Origin of the sequence: Streptomyces sp. NBC_01537 (assembly GCF_045040445.1) — a bacterium.
In the GTDB taxonomy this organism is placed as follows: domain Bacteria; phylum Actinomycetota; class Actinomycetes; order Streptomycetales; family Streptomycetaceae; genus Actinacidiphila.
The window spans coordinates 12,796-28,139 of record NZ_CP109392.1 but is presented as its reverse complement, the minus strand read 5'-3'; the positions used below and the strand labels follow the sequence as shown (position 1 = coordinate 28,139).

At 70.1% G+C, this 15,344-nt stretch carries 16 protein-coding genes; 2 read left to right on the top strand and 14 right to left on the bottom strand.

Features of this window, described 5'->3' with window-relative positions:
* Nucleotides 1-12: 12 nt before the first annotated feature.
* Nucleotides 13-675 (top strand): sulfotransferase family protein, encoded by a 663-nt coding sequence (locus OG607_RS00120; RefSeq protein ID WP_405717094.1) that lies wholly within the window; start codon nucleotides 13-15, stop codon nucleotides 673-675.
* A gap of 299 nt (nucleotides 676-974) precedes the next feature.
* On the opposite strand, the gene OG607_RS00115 is transcribed toward OG607_RS00120, so the two are convergent.
* The 10 genes from OG607_RS00115 to OG607_RS00070 all read right to left on the bottom strand — a co-directional run bounded on the left by OG607_RS00115 (nucleotide 975) and on the right by OG607_RS00070 (nucleotide 11,057).
* Nucleotides 975-2,726, bottom strand: a complete 1,752-nt coding sequence (locus OG607_RS00115) for an ABC transporter ATP-binding protein (RefSeq protein WP_405736444.1) — start codon at nucleotides 2,724-2,726, stop codon at nucleotides 975-977.
* Between the two features lie 492 nt (nucleotides 2,727-3,218).
* Nucleotides 3,219-4,136 carry an ABC transporter permease gene (locus OG607_RS00110; protein ID WP_405717092.1) on the bottom strand — a complete coding sequence of 306 codons (918 nt, stop codon included), beginning with the start codon at nucleotides 4,134-4,136 and terminating at the stop codon, nucleotides 3,219-3,221.
* Nucleotides 4,123-4,926, bottom strand: coding sequence for an ABC transporter ATP-binding protein (locus OG607_RS00105; RefSeq protein ID WP_405717090.1), 804 nt, complete (start codon nucleotides 4,924-4,926; stop codon nucleotides 4,123-4,125). Before OG607_RS00105 ends, OG607_RS00110 begins: the two co-directional genes overlap by 14 nt.
* A gap of 59 nt (nucleotides 4,927-4,985) precedes the next feature.
* Nucleotides 4,986-6,092 carry an aliphatic sulfonate ABC transporter substrate-binding protein gene (locus tag OG607_RS00100; protein WP_405717088.1) on the bottom strand — a complete coding sequence of 369 codons (1,107 nt, stop codon included), beginning with the start codon at nucleotides 6,090-6,092 and terminating at the stop codon, nucleotides 4,986-4,988.
* Entirely contained in the window at nucleotides 6,092-7,420 is a 1,329-nt protein-coding gene (locus OG607_RS00095; protein ID WP_405717086.1) for a sulfate adenylyltransferase subunit 1, read from the bottom strand. Before OG607_RS00095 ends, OG607_RS00100 begins: the two co-directional genes overlap by 1 nt.
* A gap of 2 nt (nucleotides 7,421-7,422) precedes the next feature.
* On the bottom strand, nucleotides 7,423-8,361 hold the full coding sequence (gene cysD / locus OG607_RS00090) for a sulfate adenylyltransferase subunit CysD (RefSeq protein WP_405717083.1): 939 nt from the start codon (nucleotides 8,359-8,361) through the stop codon (nucleotides 7,423-7,425).
* Entirely contained in the window at nucleotides 8,358-8,948 is a 591-nt protein-coding gene (cysC, locus tag OG607_RS00085; RefSeq protein ID WP_405717080.1) for an adenylyl-sulfate kinase, read from the bottom strand. The genes cysD and cysC overlap by 4 nt, the downstream gene beginning before the upstream one ends.
* Before the next feature lie 101 nt (nucleotides 8,949-9,049).
* On the bottom strand, nucleotides 9,050-9,829 hold the full coding sequence (locus OG607_RS00080; RefSeq protein WP_405717078.1) for an alpha/beta fold hydrolase: 780 nt from the start codon (nucleotides 9,827-9,829) through the stop codon (nucleotides 9,050-9,052).
* A gap of 257 nt (nucleotides 9,830-10,086) precedes the next feature.
* Nucleotides 10,087-10,521 (bottom strand): YdeI/OmpD-associated family protein, encoded by a 435-nt coding sequence (locus tag OG607_RS00075; protein ID WP_405717075.1) that lies wholly within the window; start codon nucleotides 10,519-10,521, stop codon nucleotides 10,087-10,089.
* A gap of 122 nt (nucleotides 10,522-10,643) precedes the next feature.
* The gene (locus tag OG607_RS00070) at nucleotides 10,644-11,057 is read right to left on the bottom strand and encodes a VOC family protein (protein ID WP_326782980.1); all 414 of its coding nucleotides are present in this window, start codon (nucleotides 11,055-11,057) and stop codon (nucleotides 10,644-10,646) included.
* 158 nt (nucleotides 11,058-11,215) lie between these two features.
* On the opposite strand from OG607_RS00070, the gene OG607_RS00065 reads away from it, so the two are divergent.
* Nucleotides 11,216-12,424: an RNA-guided endonuclease InsQ/TnpB family protein gene (locus tag OG607_RS00065; protein ID WP_405717073.1), complete on the top strand. Its 1,209-nt coding sequence runs from the start codon at nucleotides 11,216-11,218 to the stop codon at nucleotides 12,422-12,424.
* A 94-nt stretch (nucleotides 12,425-12,518) separates the two neighbouring features.
* Here OG607_RS00065 and OG607_RS00060 read toward each other — a convergent pair whose 3' ends face one another.
* From OG607_RS00060 to OG607_RS00045, 4 genes are all read right to left on the bottom strand, one after another.
* A complete protein-coding gene (locus OG607_RS00060; RefSeq protein WP_405717070.1) occupies nucleotides 12,519-13,175 on the bottom strand; it encodes a glyoxalase in 657 nt (218 codons plus the stop codon).
* Complete coding sequence (locus OG607_RS00055) at nucleotides 13,175-13,696, bottom strand: helix-turn-helix domain-containing protein (RefSeq protein WP_405717068.1); 522 nt, start codon at nucleotides 13,694-13,696, stop codon at nucleotides 13,175-13,177. The genes OG607_RS00060 and OG607_RS00055 overlap by 1 nt, the downstream gene beginning before the upstream one ends.
* Nucleotides 13,697-13,852: 156 nt before the next feature.
* Nucleotides 13,853-14,263, bottom strand: coding sequence for a VOC family protein (locus OG607_RS00050; RefSeq protein WP_405717065.1), 411 nt, complete (start codon nucleotides 14,261-14,263; stop codon nucleotides 13,853-13,855).
* Between the two features lie 309 nt (nucleotides 14,264-14,572).
* Nucleotides 14,573-15,034, bottom strand: a complete 462-nt coding sequence (locus tag OG607_RS00045; protein WP_405717062.1) for a carboxymuconolactone decarboxylase family protein — start codon at nucleotides 15,032-15,034, stop codon at nucleotides 14,573-14,575.
* Between the last annotated feature and the right edge of the window lie 310 nt (nucleotides 15,035-15,344).

Here is a 15,344-nt window from a genome sequence, read left to right as displayed (position 1 = left end):
GGAAACATCACCGTGTTGAAGCTCATCAACGCCGGCCTGGGCCGGACCGGCACGACATCACTGCAGGTGGCCCTGGAGCGGCTCGGCCTCGGGCCCTGCTTCCACATGTTCGAGATCGTCGACGACGAACAGCGCCTCGCCCAGTGGGAGCGGATCATCTGCGACGGCGAGCGCCCCGACTGGGCCGCGCTCTACGACGGCTACACCTGCGCGGTGGACGGCCCCTCCACCGTCTACTACCGGCAGATCAGCGAGGCGCTCCCCGGGACCAGGGTGGTCCTCACCGTGCGCGACGCCGAGGGCTGGTACAAGAGCACCCACGACACGCTGTACCAGTTCGCGCTGCGGACCATGGAGCACCCGCCCGAGCCGGGCTCCCGGCAGGCCCGGCTGTTCCGCGTCGTCAACGCCCTGGTCTGGGAGGGCCTCTTCGACGGCCGGTTCGCGGACAAGGACCACGCCATCGAGGTCTACCACCGGCACACCGAGGACGTCGTACGCGCCCTCGGCGCGGACAACGTCCTCGTGTACGACGTGAAGCAGGGGTGGGAGCCGCTGTGCGCGTTCCTCGGGGTCGAGGTTCCCGACGAGGAGTTCCCGCGCGCCAACAGCTCCGAGGAGATGCGTCAGCGGATAGCCCAGGCAGCCGGCGCCGGCCCGGTCCCTGCCGGTTGAGCCGGCGAGTCCCGGCATCACGACGGGAACGGCAGCCGGCGTCCGAGGACGCCGGCTGCCGTTCCCGGGTTCTGAGCGCGCCCCGTGGGCCCGCGCCGATCACCGGCGCGGGCCCACGGCGTTGTGCGTGCGTGGTTGTCCGGACAGACCGAGAACTGCACGTCGCCCGGGTGAGCGGCCCGTGGCCGGGCCGAAGTCGACGGCCTTGACGGGGATGTCGCCCGTCGGCCGGTTCTCCCGGACGATCCGCAGCCGGCGCCGGCCCCGCCACTTCGGCAGGGCCGTCGGGGAGGCGGATTTCAGACCGCTATGGGCTCGCTGTCCCGGTTGATGAGCGTCGCGTAGTGGCCGCCGCGCAGGAGCAGCTCGTCGTGGGTGCCGCGCTCGGAGACCCGGCCCCGGTCCAGCACGATGATCTCGTCGGCGTTGCGGACGGTCGACAGCCGGTGGGCGACCGTGATGGTGGTACGGCCCACGCTGGCCGCGTCGATGGCCTTCTGCACGGCCTGCTCGGTATGGGCGTCCAAGGCGCTGGTGGCCTCGTCGAGCACCAGGATCGGCGGGTCGCGCAGGATGGTGCGGGCAATCGCCAGCCGCTGCTTCTCGCCGCCGGAGAACCGGTACCCGCGCTCGCCGACCACCGTGTCGTAGCCGTCGGGCAGCAACATCAGATAGTCGTGGATGTGGGCGATCCGCGCCGCCGCGAACAGCTCCCCGTCGGTCGCGTCGGGCTTGGCGAACCGCAGGTTGTCCGCGACCGTGGCGTGGAACAGGTACGTCTCCTGGGAGACGACGCCGACCGCGGCCCTGAGCGTGTCGAAGGACAGGTCGCGTACATCGACCCCGTCGATCGTGACGGAACCGGACGTGACGTCGTACAGCCGCGGGATGAGGTAGCTGAGCGTGGTCTTGCCCGAGCCGGTCTCTCCGACGATCGCGAGGCTGCGGCCCGCGGGGACGGTCACGTCGACGTCGGCCAGCGTCGGCTGCTCCGTTCCCGCATAGGAGAAGCCGACCCCCCGCATGCGCACCCGCCCCCGCAAGGCGGCCGGCTCGACCGGCCGCTCGGGCTCGGCGATGTCGACGGGCAGGTCGAGGTACTCGAAGATGCGGCCGAACAGCTCGAGAGAGCCCTGGATCTCGATCCCGACGGTCAGCAGCCGCTGCGCCGGGCGGAACAGGCTCTGCTGGAGGGACGTGAACGCGACCAGGGAGCCGATGGAGATGGCCATGTGGCCGTTGTTCGAGGTCAGCCCCGAGACCCAGTAGATCATCGCCGGCATGGAGGCTATGACGATCCAGATCGTGGACTGGTACCACAGGCCCGCGGTGGTGACGCGCACCTCGACGTCGGTGAGCCTGCGCGACTGCCGCGCGAAGTTGTCGGTCAGGGAGCGCGAACGGCCCATGGTGTGGCTGAGCAGGATCCCGCTGATCGACAGCGACTCCTGCATGGTCGAGGACAGCTCGGCGAGCTGCCGCTGCCGGTCACGGGTGATGTTCCGCCGCTCGTTCCCGACGCGACGGCTCACCAGGGCGAACGCCGGAAGCATGAGCATGGACGCGAGCGTCAGCCGCCAGTCGAGCAGGAACATGGCGGTGGTCGCGGCGATGACGACCGTCATGTCGGACAGCAGCGCCGTGGCGGTGGTCGTAATGGTGACCTGCATCCCGCCGATGTCGTTGGAGATGCGCGACTGCACCTCGCCGGTACGGGTGCGGGCGAAGAAGGCCAGCGACATCCGCTGGAGGTGGGAGTACACCGCCGTGCGCAGGTCGTGCATGACGAGCTGGCCCACCGTGGCCGACACGTGCGTCTGCCAGACGTTGAACGAGCTGGTGGTGACCGACACCATGATCATTCCGAGGGAGAGCAGGGACAGCAGCCCCAGCCTGTCCTGCGGCAGCGCCGTGTCCATGATCTCGCGGATCAGGAACGGGTTGACGAGGGCGACCAGGGAGGAGCCCGCGACCAGCAACACGACGGACAGCAGCTGCCTCCGGTACGGGCGGAACAGCCCGAGGATGCGTCGCAACTGGCCGTCTTTCATCAGTGCCCGGGGACGCGTGGTGCCCGATCCGGCGCTGCTCACCCTGGCCTCCTTCTCTTGTTGGTCGGTTCCGGTCGACGGAACGCAGGACGACCGCGGAGTTGAAGCCGCCGGAGCCCCGCGCCGGAACGAGAGCCGTGGACACAGGCATGTGCCGCGGCGTGGTCACCAGATCCAGGTCGTGCCTATTGCAACTGCCTGACCAGTGCCGTCCACTGGGCGAGCTCCGCTTCCGACAGCGGTGGCAGGCACGGCTGGTCGGCAGGCAGGGCGGCGGATTCCTTCCATACGTAGGGGGGACACATGCCGTTCCACGCAAGCCCCGTCCACATCAGGCCTTCGGCCAATGTCTTCCACAGGGATCGCATAGCGGACCTGGGCCTCTCGCCCATGTCGATCTCCATTCGTAGGGGAACCGCCCAAGGGCATCTCGTGCAACGGTGCTCAACCCGACATCGGGACCGTGCCGGGTTCCGCCGGCGGACGGGCGCCTCACCGCGCGGCCAGCAGCCCGCGGCTGCGCAGCACCCGGCGCTCCAGCGGGCTGAAGAACAGCAGGTCGATGGCGACGCCGACGACGAAGATCAGGATGATGCCGAGCAGCACACCCGGCATGTCGGAGAACTCCCGCTGGTTCTCCAGGTAGCGGCCGAGGCCGGTCCCCAGATCGGGGGAGGAGGCGATGAGTTCAGCGGCCATCAGCGACCGCCAGGAGAACGCCCAGCCCTGCTTCAGACCGGCCAGGTACCCGGGCAGGGCGGCGGGCAGCAGCACGTGCCGGGCGCCGCGCAGACCGTTCGCACCGAGCGTACGACCGGCCCGCAGGAACAGCGGCGGCACCTGGTCGACCCCGGCGATCAGGCCGTTGGCGATCGAGGGCGCCGCACCCAGCAGGATCACGGCGTACATGGCCGAGTTGTTGATGCCGAGCCAGATGACGGCGGCCGGCACCCAGGCGACCGAAGGCAGCGACTGCAGGCCCGTCAGCACCGGCCCGATGGCGGCCCGTATCGGCTTGACCTGGGCGACGAGCAGGCCGATCGGCGTACCGATCGCGACGGCCGCCACGAAGCCCGTGACGCCGCGCCAGAGGCTGGTCCAGATGACGGAGAACAGGGTGCCGTCGCCCCACAGGAGCGTGAGCGCGTGCCACACCTCGGCCGGACTCGACAGCTTCTCGGGGCTGGCCAGGTGCAGGCTGTAGGCGAGCTGCCAGAGACCGACGACCAGCACGAAGCCCAGGATCGGCGGCAGCACTTTCGCCCTCAGTACCTGGCCGAACGAGGCGCGCTGCGCGTGGCCGGCCTCCAGTGCGTCCAGGCCGGCCCCCAGTGTGTCGAGGCCGGCCCCCACGTCGTCGCGGCGGGCGGCGCGGCCGCTCGCCGCGGGCCGGGCGTCAGTGCTGGACATGGCGGCGTATCTCCCCACGCAGGTGCTCGGTGATTTCGATGGACAGCGCCGCGACCTCGGCGGGCTCGCTCCGCAGCGAATGCGGCAGGTCGACGCGCCACTCCCGGGCGATCCGGCCGGGCCGGGACGACAGCAGGACGACGCGCTGGGCGAGGCGCACGGCCTCTCTGACGTTGTGGGTGACGAACAGGACGGTGAGCTTGCGCTCGTTCCAGATCCGGGTGATCTCCTCGTGCAGGACGTCCCGGGTGATGGCGTCGAGTGCGGCGAACGGCTCGTCCATCAGCAGTACGGTGCTGCCCTGGGCGAGCGCGCGCGCCACGGCCACGCGCTGGCGCATGCCGCCGGAGAGCTCGTGCACCCGCTTGCGGTACGCACCGCCGAGGCGGACCAGCTCCAGCAGTCGCTCGGCCTCGGGCCTGCGGTTCTCGCGCGGTACGCCCGCCAGGCGCAGCGCCAGCTCGATGTTCCGGCCCGCGCTCAGCCACGGGAACAGCGCGTGGTCCTGGAACATCAGCGACGGCCGGGTGCCGGGTACCTCGATGGTTCCGGCGCTGGGTTCGTCGAGCCCCGCCACCAGGTTCAACAGGGTGGATTTGCCGCAGCCGGAAGCGCCGAGCAGGGTGACGAACTCGCCCGGGGCCACGTCCAGGTTGATGTTGTCGAGCACGACGGAGCCCGCACCGGGACGGCCGAAGGCCTTGGAGACGTGCGAGAGCCGGACCGCCGGGTAGTCGTCCGTGGTCTCGACGACGGGGGCGCACTTCGGGATGGTCAGTGCCGTGGTCATGGCGGAAACCTCCTGCGGGAGTGGACGGGGCGCTGCGCGGAGCTACGGGGTGCGGGTCGTCACTTGACGCCGAGCCCGGCGTCCGCCACGGCGGGCCGGCCCGCCGCCGTGAGTACCTTGTTGAGCAGGGTCAGGTCGACGATCCCGGAGAGTTCGGGCTTGTCGAGCAGGCCCGCGGCGACCGCGTGGTCGGCCACGGTCCGCAGGGTGGCGGCCAGCGGGTCGTCGATGAAGTCGATGCCTGCCCACGCGGGGTCGAGGACGGCGGGCGGCAGCGCTTTGCCCGTGTCGGCCTTGATCCGCAGGTTGGCGTCGGCCTTCGCCTTCTCCGGGTCGGCCTTGATGAAGGCGTTGGCCGCCAGCGAGCCGCGCAGCACGGCCTCGACCACGTCGGGGTGCGCGGTCAGGAACTTCTGCGAGACGATGATGCTGGCGGTCACGAACTTGCCGTCCGGCCACAGCGACTTCTCGTCCAGCAGGACCTTCGCGCCGAGCGTGACCAGCTTGGAGGCGGTCGGCTCGGGCACCCAGGCGCCGTCGATGGAGCCGGACTTGTACGCCTCCGGCACCACCTTGTTCTCCGTACGGAGAACACTGACGTCGCCCGCGCCGGAGGCCGGGTCCACCTTGTAGCCCTTGCCCGCCAGATAGTTGAGCAGGGCGACGTCCTGGGTACCGCCCAGTTGCGGGGTGGCGAGCTTCTTGCCCCGGAGGTCGTCCAGCGAGCTGATCCTCGCCGGGTTGACCACCAGCTTCACACCGCCGGATGCCGCGCCGCCGATGATCCGCAGGGACGTGCCGTGCGACTTGGCGTAGCCGTTGATCGCCGAGTTCGGGCCGATCCAGCCGATGTCGACCGAACCGGCGTTGAGCGCCTCGATTTCGGCCGGACCGGCGTTGAAGGACTGGGACTTGATCCGGGTCGACCCCAGCTCCTTCTGGAACAGGCCGTCCTGCAGGCCCACCAGGGCGGTCCCGTGCGTGAGGTTCGGGAAGTAGCCGATCCTCACGGTGCCGGCGGAGAGCTTCGCGCCCGGGGCGCCGTAGGTCTGCTTCGCCGGGGCTGCCTCGACACTGGCTCCGTAGCCGCAGCCCGACAGCAGCCCGGTAGCCGCGGTCACCGCTACGGCCGCCATGGCCACGCGCCCGATCGTCTGGTGGTGCATCAGACCCAGTCCTCCTCGTTGGTTGCCTCGGCTGTGCGCCGTACGGTCCCGAAGGGCCCACCCGCCATGCCGGCCGCGAGGGTGGCGCCGTCGGCCGGGTCGATCAGCAGGAACGAGCCCGTCCGGCGGTTGTCGGCGTAGGGGTCGAGCGCGAGCGGCTCGGCCGTGCGCAGCACGACGTGGCCGATGTCGTTGACCTGCAGACCCGCCGCGCCGGGGCGCCGTTCGAGCGTGCTGATGTCGATCCGGTACGAGATGTCCTCGACCACGGCGCGCACGGTGCGGGTGGTGTGCTTGAGCAGGACCTTGGCGCCGACGTGCAGGGGGCGCTCGTTGAGGTGGCAGACACTGGCCCCGATGTCCTTGGTGGGCGCCCCGGCCGTGCCCCCGGCCGCGATCAGGTCGCCGCGCGAGACGTCGACATCGTCGGTGAGCCGGACGGTGACGGACTGGGGCGCCCAGGCGACGTCCGTCTGCCTGCCGAGCGTGTCGATGGCCGCGACGGCAGTGGTGCGGCCGGAGGGCAGGACGGTGACGGCGTCCCCGACCCGCAGCACGCCGGAGGCGATCTGGCCGGCGTAGCCCCGGTAGTCGGGGTGCTCGGCGGTCTGCGGGCGGATCACGTACTGGACCGGGAAGCGGGCGGGCTCCTCCCTCGGGTCGCTGCCGACCGGGACGGTCTCCAGGTGCTCCAGCAGGGTCCGGCCGCCGTACCAGTCCATGGTGGCGGAGTGCTCGACGACGTTGTCGCCGGCCAGCGCGGAGAGCGGGATCGCCACGACGTTCTTGACCCCGAGCGTGGCGGCGTACGAGGCGAACTCCTCGGCGATCTTCGCGAAGACGCACTCCTCGTAGCCGACGAGGTCCATCTTGTTGACGGCCAGGACCAAGTGGGGCACCCGCAGCAGGGCGGCGACCGCGGTGTGCCGGCGGGTCTGCTCGACCATGCCGTTGCGGGCGTCGACGAGTACGACCGCGAGGTCGGCGGTGGAGGCGCCGGTGACCATGTTGCGGGTGTACTGCACGTGCCCGGGGGTGTCGGCGAGGATGAACCGGCGGCGCGCGGTGGCGAAGTAGCGGTAGGCGACGTCGATGGTGATGCCCTGCTCCCGCTCGGCCCGCAGGCCGTCGGTCAGCAGGGCCAGGTCGGGGGTGTCCTGTCCGCGGCCGGCCGAGACCCGTGCGACGGCCTCCAACTGGTCGGTGAGGACCGACTTGGAGTCGTGCAGCAGGCGGCCGACCAGGGTGGACTTGCCGTCGTCGACGGAACCCGCGGTGGCGAAGCGCAGCAGCGTGGTGGCGCTGAGCTGCTCGGTGGTGGTGGTCATCGCTAGAAGTACCCTTCGCGCTTGCGGTCTTCCATCGCGGCCTCGGACAGCTTGTCGTCGGCCCGGGTCGCGCCCCGCTCGGTGAGGCGGGAGACAGCGATCTCGGCGATCACCGCGTCGAGCGTGGCGGCGTCGGAGTCGACGGCGCCGGTGCAGGACATGTCGCCCACGGTGCGGTAGCGGACGAGCCGCTTCTCGACCCTCTCGCCGTCCTTCGGGCCGCCCCACTCGCCAGCGGTCAGCCACATGCCGCCCCGCAGGAAGACGTCCCGTTCGTGGGCGAAGTAGATCTCCGGCAGTTCGATCTTCTCGCGGGCGATGTACTGCCACACGTCCAGCTCGGTCCAGTTGGAGAGCGGGAAGACGCGCACGTGCTCGCCCGGCGCGTGGCGGCCGTTGTAGAGCTGCCACAGCTCGGGGCGCTGGCGGCGCGGGTCCCACTGGGAGAACTCGTTGCGCAGGGAGAAGACGCGCTCCTTGGCGCGGGCCTTCTCCTCGTCGCGGCGGCCGCCGCCGAAGACGGCGTCGAACCTGTGCTGCTGGATCGCCTCGGTCAGCGGGACGGTCTGCAGCGGGTTGCGGGTGCCGTCGGGGCGCTCCTTGAGCTTGCCGGCGTCGATGTAGTCCTGGACCGAGGCCACGTGCAGGCGCAGGTTGTGCTGCGCCACCGTGCGGTCCCGGTAGTCGATGGCCTCGCGGAAGTTGTGACCGGTGTCGACGTGCAGCAGCACGAACGGCACCGGTGCCGGCGCGAACGCCTTGAGCGCCAGGTGCAGCATGACGATCGAGTCCTTGCCGCCGGAGAAGAGGATCACCGGCTTCTCGAACTCGCCCGCCACCTCGCGGAAGATGTGGACCGCCTCGGACTCCAGCGAGTCCAGGTGCGTCAGCGCGAAGGGGTTCCCCGACGCCTCGATCAGGCGATGGGTCACGGTCGTCATGCCAGGCCCCTCTCGGTCAGGAAGGTGTGTAGCTCGGCTGCGGAATCGGCCACCGAGCGGCTCTGCGTCTGGATGCGCAGCTCCGGGCTCTCAGGTACCTCGTACGGGTCGTCGACGCCCGTGAGACCGGAGACCTCACCGGCCGCCTGCTTGGCGTACAGGCCCTTCACGTCGCGCTGGGAACAGAGCGTGACCGGGGTGGCCACGTGGATCTCCAGGAACGGTGTGCCGCAGGCGGCGTGCCGGGCACGGACGGCGGCTCGGGAGTCGGCGTACGGGGCGATGACCGGAACCAGCGTCTTGACGCCGTGGGAGGCCAGCAGCCCGGCCACGAGGCCGATCCGCTGCACGTTGGTGTGCCGGTCCTCGCGGGTGAAGCCCAGGCCCGCGGAGAGGAACCTGCGGATCTCGTCGCCGTCGAGCACCTCGACCTCGTGTCCCTCGGCGCGCAGGCGCTCGGCGAGGGTGCGGGCGAGAGTGGACTTGCCGGCGCTGGGCAGCCCGGTCAGCCACACGGTGGCGCCGCGCGCAGCGGCCGGGGCCGCCTCTGCGGTGTCCCCGGCGGCCAGGGTGTGAGCCGTGGTCACGGTGGTGTTCTCCCGGGAGGTAGTTGGCGTACTTTCAGGGATGGGTCGAGCACGTCCGCCGCGCTGCAGGGCGTCGGCGCGGGCAGGGGTGGCGGGACCTTTCAGGCGGTGGCGAACTCGACCAGCGTCCGGCCGAGCACATCCATGTCGATCCGGTGCCAGGATCCGGGCAGCTCGAGGCCCCGGCCGTTGGGCAGGGCCGCCGCGGTCGCCTGCGCCGCCGCACGCAGCCAGGCGCTGGTGCTGTCGCTGTTGAGGACCAGCGTCTCCGTCCGGAATCCGGCGAGACGGCCGGCCGGGACGGTGAAGTCGCCGCAGATCCTGACGTCGTACAGCAGCGTGTGCGCGTTCGCCTCGTTCATCGCCCAGATCGGGCTCCTGCGCCACTCCGCGACCGCGTCGGGGGTCAGGCCCAGGACGGGGCCGAGGAAGTACTCGGCCGCCTCGTCGCGCCGGTCGCCTTCCTCCAGGATGACCCGGAGCGTCTCCGCGGAGTTCGACGGGGGCTTGGGGAACCCGTCGACCCGGAAGAACGGCTCGTGGAGCGCCAGCTTGGCGATCGGCGTGCCCGCGAGCGCCGCCTGGAGCGCCATGTTCGCGCCCGTGGACCCGGCGAACACGGCCGCTGAGCCGCCCGCCTCCTCGATCACGGCCTGGAGATCCTCGATCTCCCGCTCGACGGCGTACTCGGGAGCGTCACCGCTCTGGCCGCGCCCGCGGCGGTCGTAGGCATACACGGTGCAGTGCTGCGCCAGCTCGGGAACGAGCTCGTCGAAGATCGTGTGATCGCGGAATGCACCGTTGAGCAGCACGAGTGGGGGGCCCTCGCCCGACTTGTCGTAGGCGATCGTCGTGCCGTCCCGGGAAACGACCTTGCGCATACGCACTCCTCATGCCGACCGGAGGTGCTCTCACCTCGCCCTGTGTCTGCAGCTTCGAGTGCGCCGGTGCATCACCGGTCGAGAACCGATAGCGGCCCGCTTGCACCGCCTGCTGCCCCCGGCGGCGCCCAGTAGGTGACCTGCGGTTCTTCCCGGGAGAACGCAAACAGCCGTTCTTCACGCTTCGAGGTGTCGACCAACGAAGCGCTGAGGAACGGCTGGTGCGTATGGCGTCGGAGGCCTGCCCCCCCGGGGGGTCAGCCCCGCAGGGTGGCGATGGCCTTCTCGATGCGCCGCCGGCGCGTCTCGGGCATCTTCGCGCTCTCGACGGCACGCACGTGCTCGCGCTTGCGGCTGTACGTGAGGTGGTCGTACGCGGCGCGGGCGACCGGGTCGTCGTCCAGGGCTCGGGCGAAATCCTCCGGCTCGACGACGACGCGCGGCTCGGTGTCGAGCTCCAACTCGACCTCGACCTCCTCGCCGATCTCGACACCCGCGGCCTGCCGGTTGGCGTGGCTGAGGCCGATCAGGTGGCGGCCGCGCAGGAAGGCGACCCGGCTCCTCCAGGAATGCCCGTTGAGCGTGATCGTCACCGGTGGCCGCGAGCCCTCGCCGAGAGCTTCCACCACCTCGGGTGGAACCAGCAGGCCCCGCATGGGCTCGGGCGGCTCGACGTGGGACAGAAACTTCATGATCTACCTCCTGTTGTTCTGCCGGCCCGCCGCGGATCCGGCCCGCCCGGCTCCGGTGGCCGCTCCCGCTTCCCGCACGGGCCCATCGCCGTCCGGGACGGCTGTGAGGCAGGGAACCGCGGCTACTCGGCGTAGGGCTGGTCGGTTCCCTGGGTGCTGAAGCCGAGACTCCAGACGTAGCCGTCCGGGTCGGCGAAGGTGCCGCCGTACCCGCCCCACGGCAGAGCGCCGGCGGGCTTGAGGACCGTGGCGCCGGCCTTCGCGGCCTCCGCCATGATCTCGTCGACCCGCGCCTCGCTGCGGACGACGTAGGTCAGGACCAGTCCGCTGAAGCCGCTGCCCTCATGGTCCGTGCCCACCTGGTCGGCCAGTCCTTCGCGGCTGTAGAAGCCGACGGGCGAGGCGCCGTCCGATTCGAAGAACACCGAGATGCCGTAGTCACTCTGGACCTTCCAGCCGAGCCCCTCGGTGTAGAACTGCTTGGCCCGGTCCATGTCCCGGACGCCGAGAAGGATCGAGCTGACGTGTGCCTTCATCGGGGCTCTCCTTTGTGGAAACCCCCGCCTTCAGGCGGGGGAGGAAACGAAGCACCCGCGGAGCGGGGCAGGGAAAGCCGGTTCGCCGTCAGGGCGGACCGGCGTCCACCACGCGATACCGGGATTCGGTCACAAGCTGGCGTGGTAGTTTGTGAGATATGGCTACTCACGTGAAGCGGGCGTTTAAGTACCGCTTCTACCCGGACGATGCGCAGGCGGCGGAGCTGTCGCGCACGTTCGGATGCGTGCGGAAGGTCTACAACCTGGCTCTCCAGGCCCGTACCGTCGCGTGGTACCAGCGGCAGGAGCGGGTCAACTACAACGCGACGTCGGCGATGCTCACGGCGTGGAAGAAGACCGAGGAACTGGCTTTCTTGTCCGAGGTGTCCTCGGTGCCGTTGCAGCAGTGCCTGAGGCACCTGCAAGGCGCGTTCACCAGCTTCTTCGAGGGACGGGCGAAGTACCCGCGCTTCAAGTCGCGGAAGAAGTCCCGCAAGAGTGCCGAGTACACCAGCTCGGCGTTCCGCTACCGCGACGGTGCCCTGACGCTCGCCAAGATGCGCGAGCCCCTGAACATCGTGTGGTCCCGGCCGCTCCCCGAAGGCGCGCAGCCCTCGACGGTGACGGTGTCGCAGGACGCGGCGGGGCGCTGGTTCGTGTCCCTGCTGTGCGACGATGCGATCACCCCCGCCCCGGCCACCACGGCCGCCGTCGGGATCGACGCCGGGATCACCTGTCTGGTGACCCTGTCCACCGGGGAGAAGGTCACCAACCCCCGGCACGAGCGCCGCGACCGGGCCCGCCTGGCGAAGGCGCAACGGCAGCTGTCCCGCAAGGAGAAGGGCTCCGCCAACCGGGACAAGGCCCGGCTGAAGGTCGCCAAGGTCCACGCCCGGATCACCGACCGGCGCCGCGACCACCTGCACAAGCTGACCACTCGTCTCGTCCGTGAGAACCAAACGGTCGTGATCGAGGACCTGACCGTCCGCAACATGGTCAAGAACGGCAAGCTCGCCCGAGCCATCTCGGACGCGGCCTGGCGCGACCTGCGGACGATGCTGGAGTACAAGTGCGCCTGGTACGGGCGCGAACTCGTCGTGGTCGACCGCTGGTTCCCCAGCTCCAAGCTGTGCGGGGCCTGCGGCACGATCCGGGCGAAGCTGCCGTTGAACGTCCGTGAGTGGACGTGCGACTGCGGCACCGTGCATGACCGTGACGTGAACGCGGCACGCAACATTCTCGCGGCCGGGCTGGCCGTGACAGCCTGTGGAGACGGTGTAAGACCTCAACGGGAGTCCTCCCGGACGGGGCAGTCGTCGGTGAAGCAGGAAACCCAGCGGGCGACCGCTGGAATCCCCCGCCTTTAGGCAGGGGAGGAAGTCAAGTCGTACTCCTTGAGCTGCAGCAGAGGTATACGTGTCGGACATCCGGGCCGGGGCCCGGCTGTCACAGGGACGGAGGTCAGGACGGCGTGGGGGCGGCAGCTTCCCAGGCGAACCCGTCCGGGTCGGTGAAGGCGTCGGCGGTGCTGCCGAGGACGATGCGGTGCGAGCCGGTGCCGTCGGCGGGGACGCCGACCTCCTTGGCCAGGGCGCGGCGCTTGTACAGCGCCATTTTGACGGGGTGGGACTGACCGGGGGCGAACTCGACGTACTTGCTGCCGAAGCTCTTGGTCACGGTCATGCCCCGGTCGGTGTAGAACTGCTTGGTGGCCTTCACGGCCTCGACGCCGATCAACAGGACGACCTCGTCGATGTCGCGGGTGTCGGGGCCGGTGTCCTTCTTCGCCGGGGTCGCGATCTTCCAGATCGTCCCGTCCGGGGCCTGGACGACACCGCTGTAGCCCCACAGCGACTTCGCGGCGGGCTTCAGGACCGTGGCGCCGGCGTCCACGGCGGCGCCGAAGAAGCCGTCGACGGTGGCCGGCCCGGACACCGTGAGCGCCAGGGTGAAGCCGCGGAATCCGGTGGAGTGCGCCTCGGACGCCCGCAGGCGCAGGTACGTGTCCACGCCGAAGGCGCTGTAGAAGCGCCGGGCGGCCTCGATGTCGGCCACCTCAAGGGTGACGGACGCGATGGACGTGGTAGCAGTGGTGGAAGTGGAGGTTGCCATGACCATCACGCTAGGGGCTGTGCGGCGGCCGCGGCTTCTCGATTCCTGACCGGTCTCGAGACCTGCTTCGCCACGCACGCCGGCATCCCCTCCACCCTGATCGCCGGCCCGGCATCACGGGCCGCACCCGCAGCACCGGCATGGCCGGCCGCCGCATCGGCCGCCTGGCGCCGGAAGGCCCCGGGCGGCATACCGACCAGCTCGGTGAAGCGGGTGGTGAACGTCCCCAGCGACGCGCAGCCCACCGCGAAGCAGACCTCGAGCACGCTCAGGTCACCCCGCCGCAGCAGCGCCGACGCCCGCTCGATACGACGCGTCATCAGGTACGCGTACGGCGACTCACCATAGGCGGCCCGGAACTGCCGACTCAGGTGCCCCGCGGACACGTTCACATCACGGGCGAGCGCCTCCACGTCCAGTGGCCGCGCGTATTCCCTGTCGATCCGGTCGCGGACGCGGCGCAGCCGCGCGAGATCATCCAGACGCTGCGCCTGGATACGTGCACGCCGCCATTCAGGCTTGCACATGAGAACCCTCCCCTTTCGTCTTTCGTCTTCGACCTTCTTCGACGTCTTCCTCACGACATCTTCGATGCGTCGGGGGTGCCCACTGCGGTGCGCCGCCGCGTTCCCTATGGGCGGTGGCGATGCCGGCCCGCACGGCTGCATCGGTACCCGCACTGCTCAGCGAAGCTCCTGGATGCGGACCAGGTTGCCCGACGGGTCGCGGAAGGCGCAGTCGCGGATGCCGTACGGCTGCTCGGTCGGCTCCTGGACGACTTCGGTGTCACCGGCCTGCACCTTCTCGAACGTGGCGTCGACGTCCGGGGTGGCCAGCAGGATCCATCCGTAGGTGCCCTTGGCCATCATCTCCGTGATCATGCGGCGCTCGTCCTCGGTGATGCCGGGATCGGCGGCAGGCGGTGTCAGCAGGATCGAGGTGCCCGGCTGACCGGCCGGGCCTACCGTGATCCAGCGCATCCTGCCCTGGCCGACATCGCTGCGGACCTCGAAACCGAGGACGTCGCGATAGAAGGCGAGCGAAGCGTCCGGGTCGTCATGCGGCAGAGAAGCCGTGTGAATGGTGATGTCCATAGCAAGCAGGTTAGAGGCGACCCCGCGAACCGAACTTCTCGATTCCTGACCGACCCTGACACGCCGTGACGGTCACGGGGCGGCGCGATCACCGGCCACGGCTTCCTCGGACTCCCCGCCGCGTACGGTCCCGCACGGCTGCAGCACCGCCGGCGGCCGCGATCCGTGAGGCCCTCGCGGCCGTCCTGTCGGCCTCTGGGTGGCAGGTTCGTCCTCAATCGCCGGACGGGCTGAATTCAGCCCGTCCGGCGATTGAGGACAAGCGCGGCCGGAGGCTGCGCAACCCGGTGAACCAAGGCGGCCACCGCACTAGCTCCAGGCGGCGCCCGCGGGCTCCTGGACGGTGGCGTTCAGCCGGTTGAAGAAGTTCGTCGTCGCGATCATGAGGATGATCGCGGCGAGCTGCTGCTCCGTGAAGTGGTCGGCGGCCTCGTCCCAGACCGCGTCCGACACGGCCTGCCCGCTGTGGTCGGCCAGCCGGGTGGCAGCCTCGGTCAGTGCCAGCGCGGCGCGCTCGGCGTCCGAGAAGAACGGCGCCTCGCGCCAGGCGGCGACGGCGTGCAGGCGCTCGTCGGTCTCCCCGGCCTTCTTGGCGCCCGTGACGCCGGCGTGGACACAGGAGCTGCAGCCGTTGATCTGGCTCGCGCGGAGGTGCACCAGGTCCAGTGTGTGCGGGTCGACCCCGCCCTGGTGAATGGCCTTGTAGAGGTTCTGAATGCCGTTCATGGCGTCCGGCAGAACCTTGGCTGCGTTCTTCATACGAGCCTTCATCGGGTGCTCCCTCAGCGGTGTTCTTCGTTCTTCCGTCCGTCACAACACTGACGGATCCCGCCCCACGGGTGGGACCGGCGAACGCGACAAACCTTTCGAGCGGCGGCACGCCCCCCTCCAGTGACCAGCGGCGATTAGGGAGCCTCAGGCGCGTCTGTGCCACTGCTCAAGCGAGCCTCATGCGTGCCTGCGCCACCGCTCCGAGGAACCTCATGCGCTCCTGTACGACCGCAACGGTGACGGGTGACCGGTCCACACCCATCGCGGCACCCGGTCGTACGTGCTGCTCGACGGGATCGGCAGCGGCGGC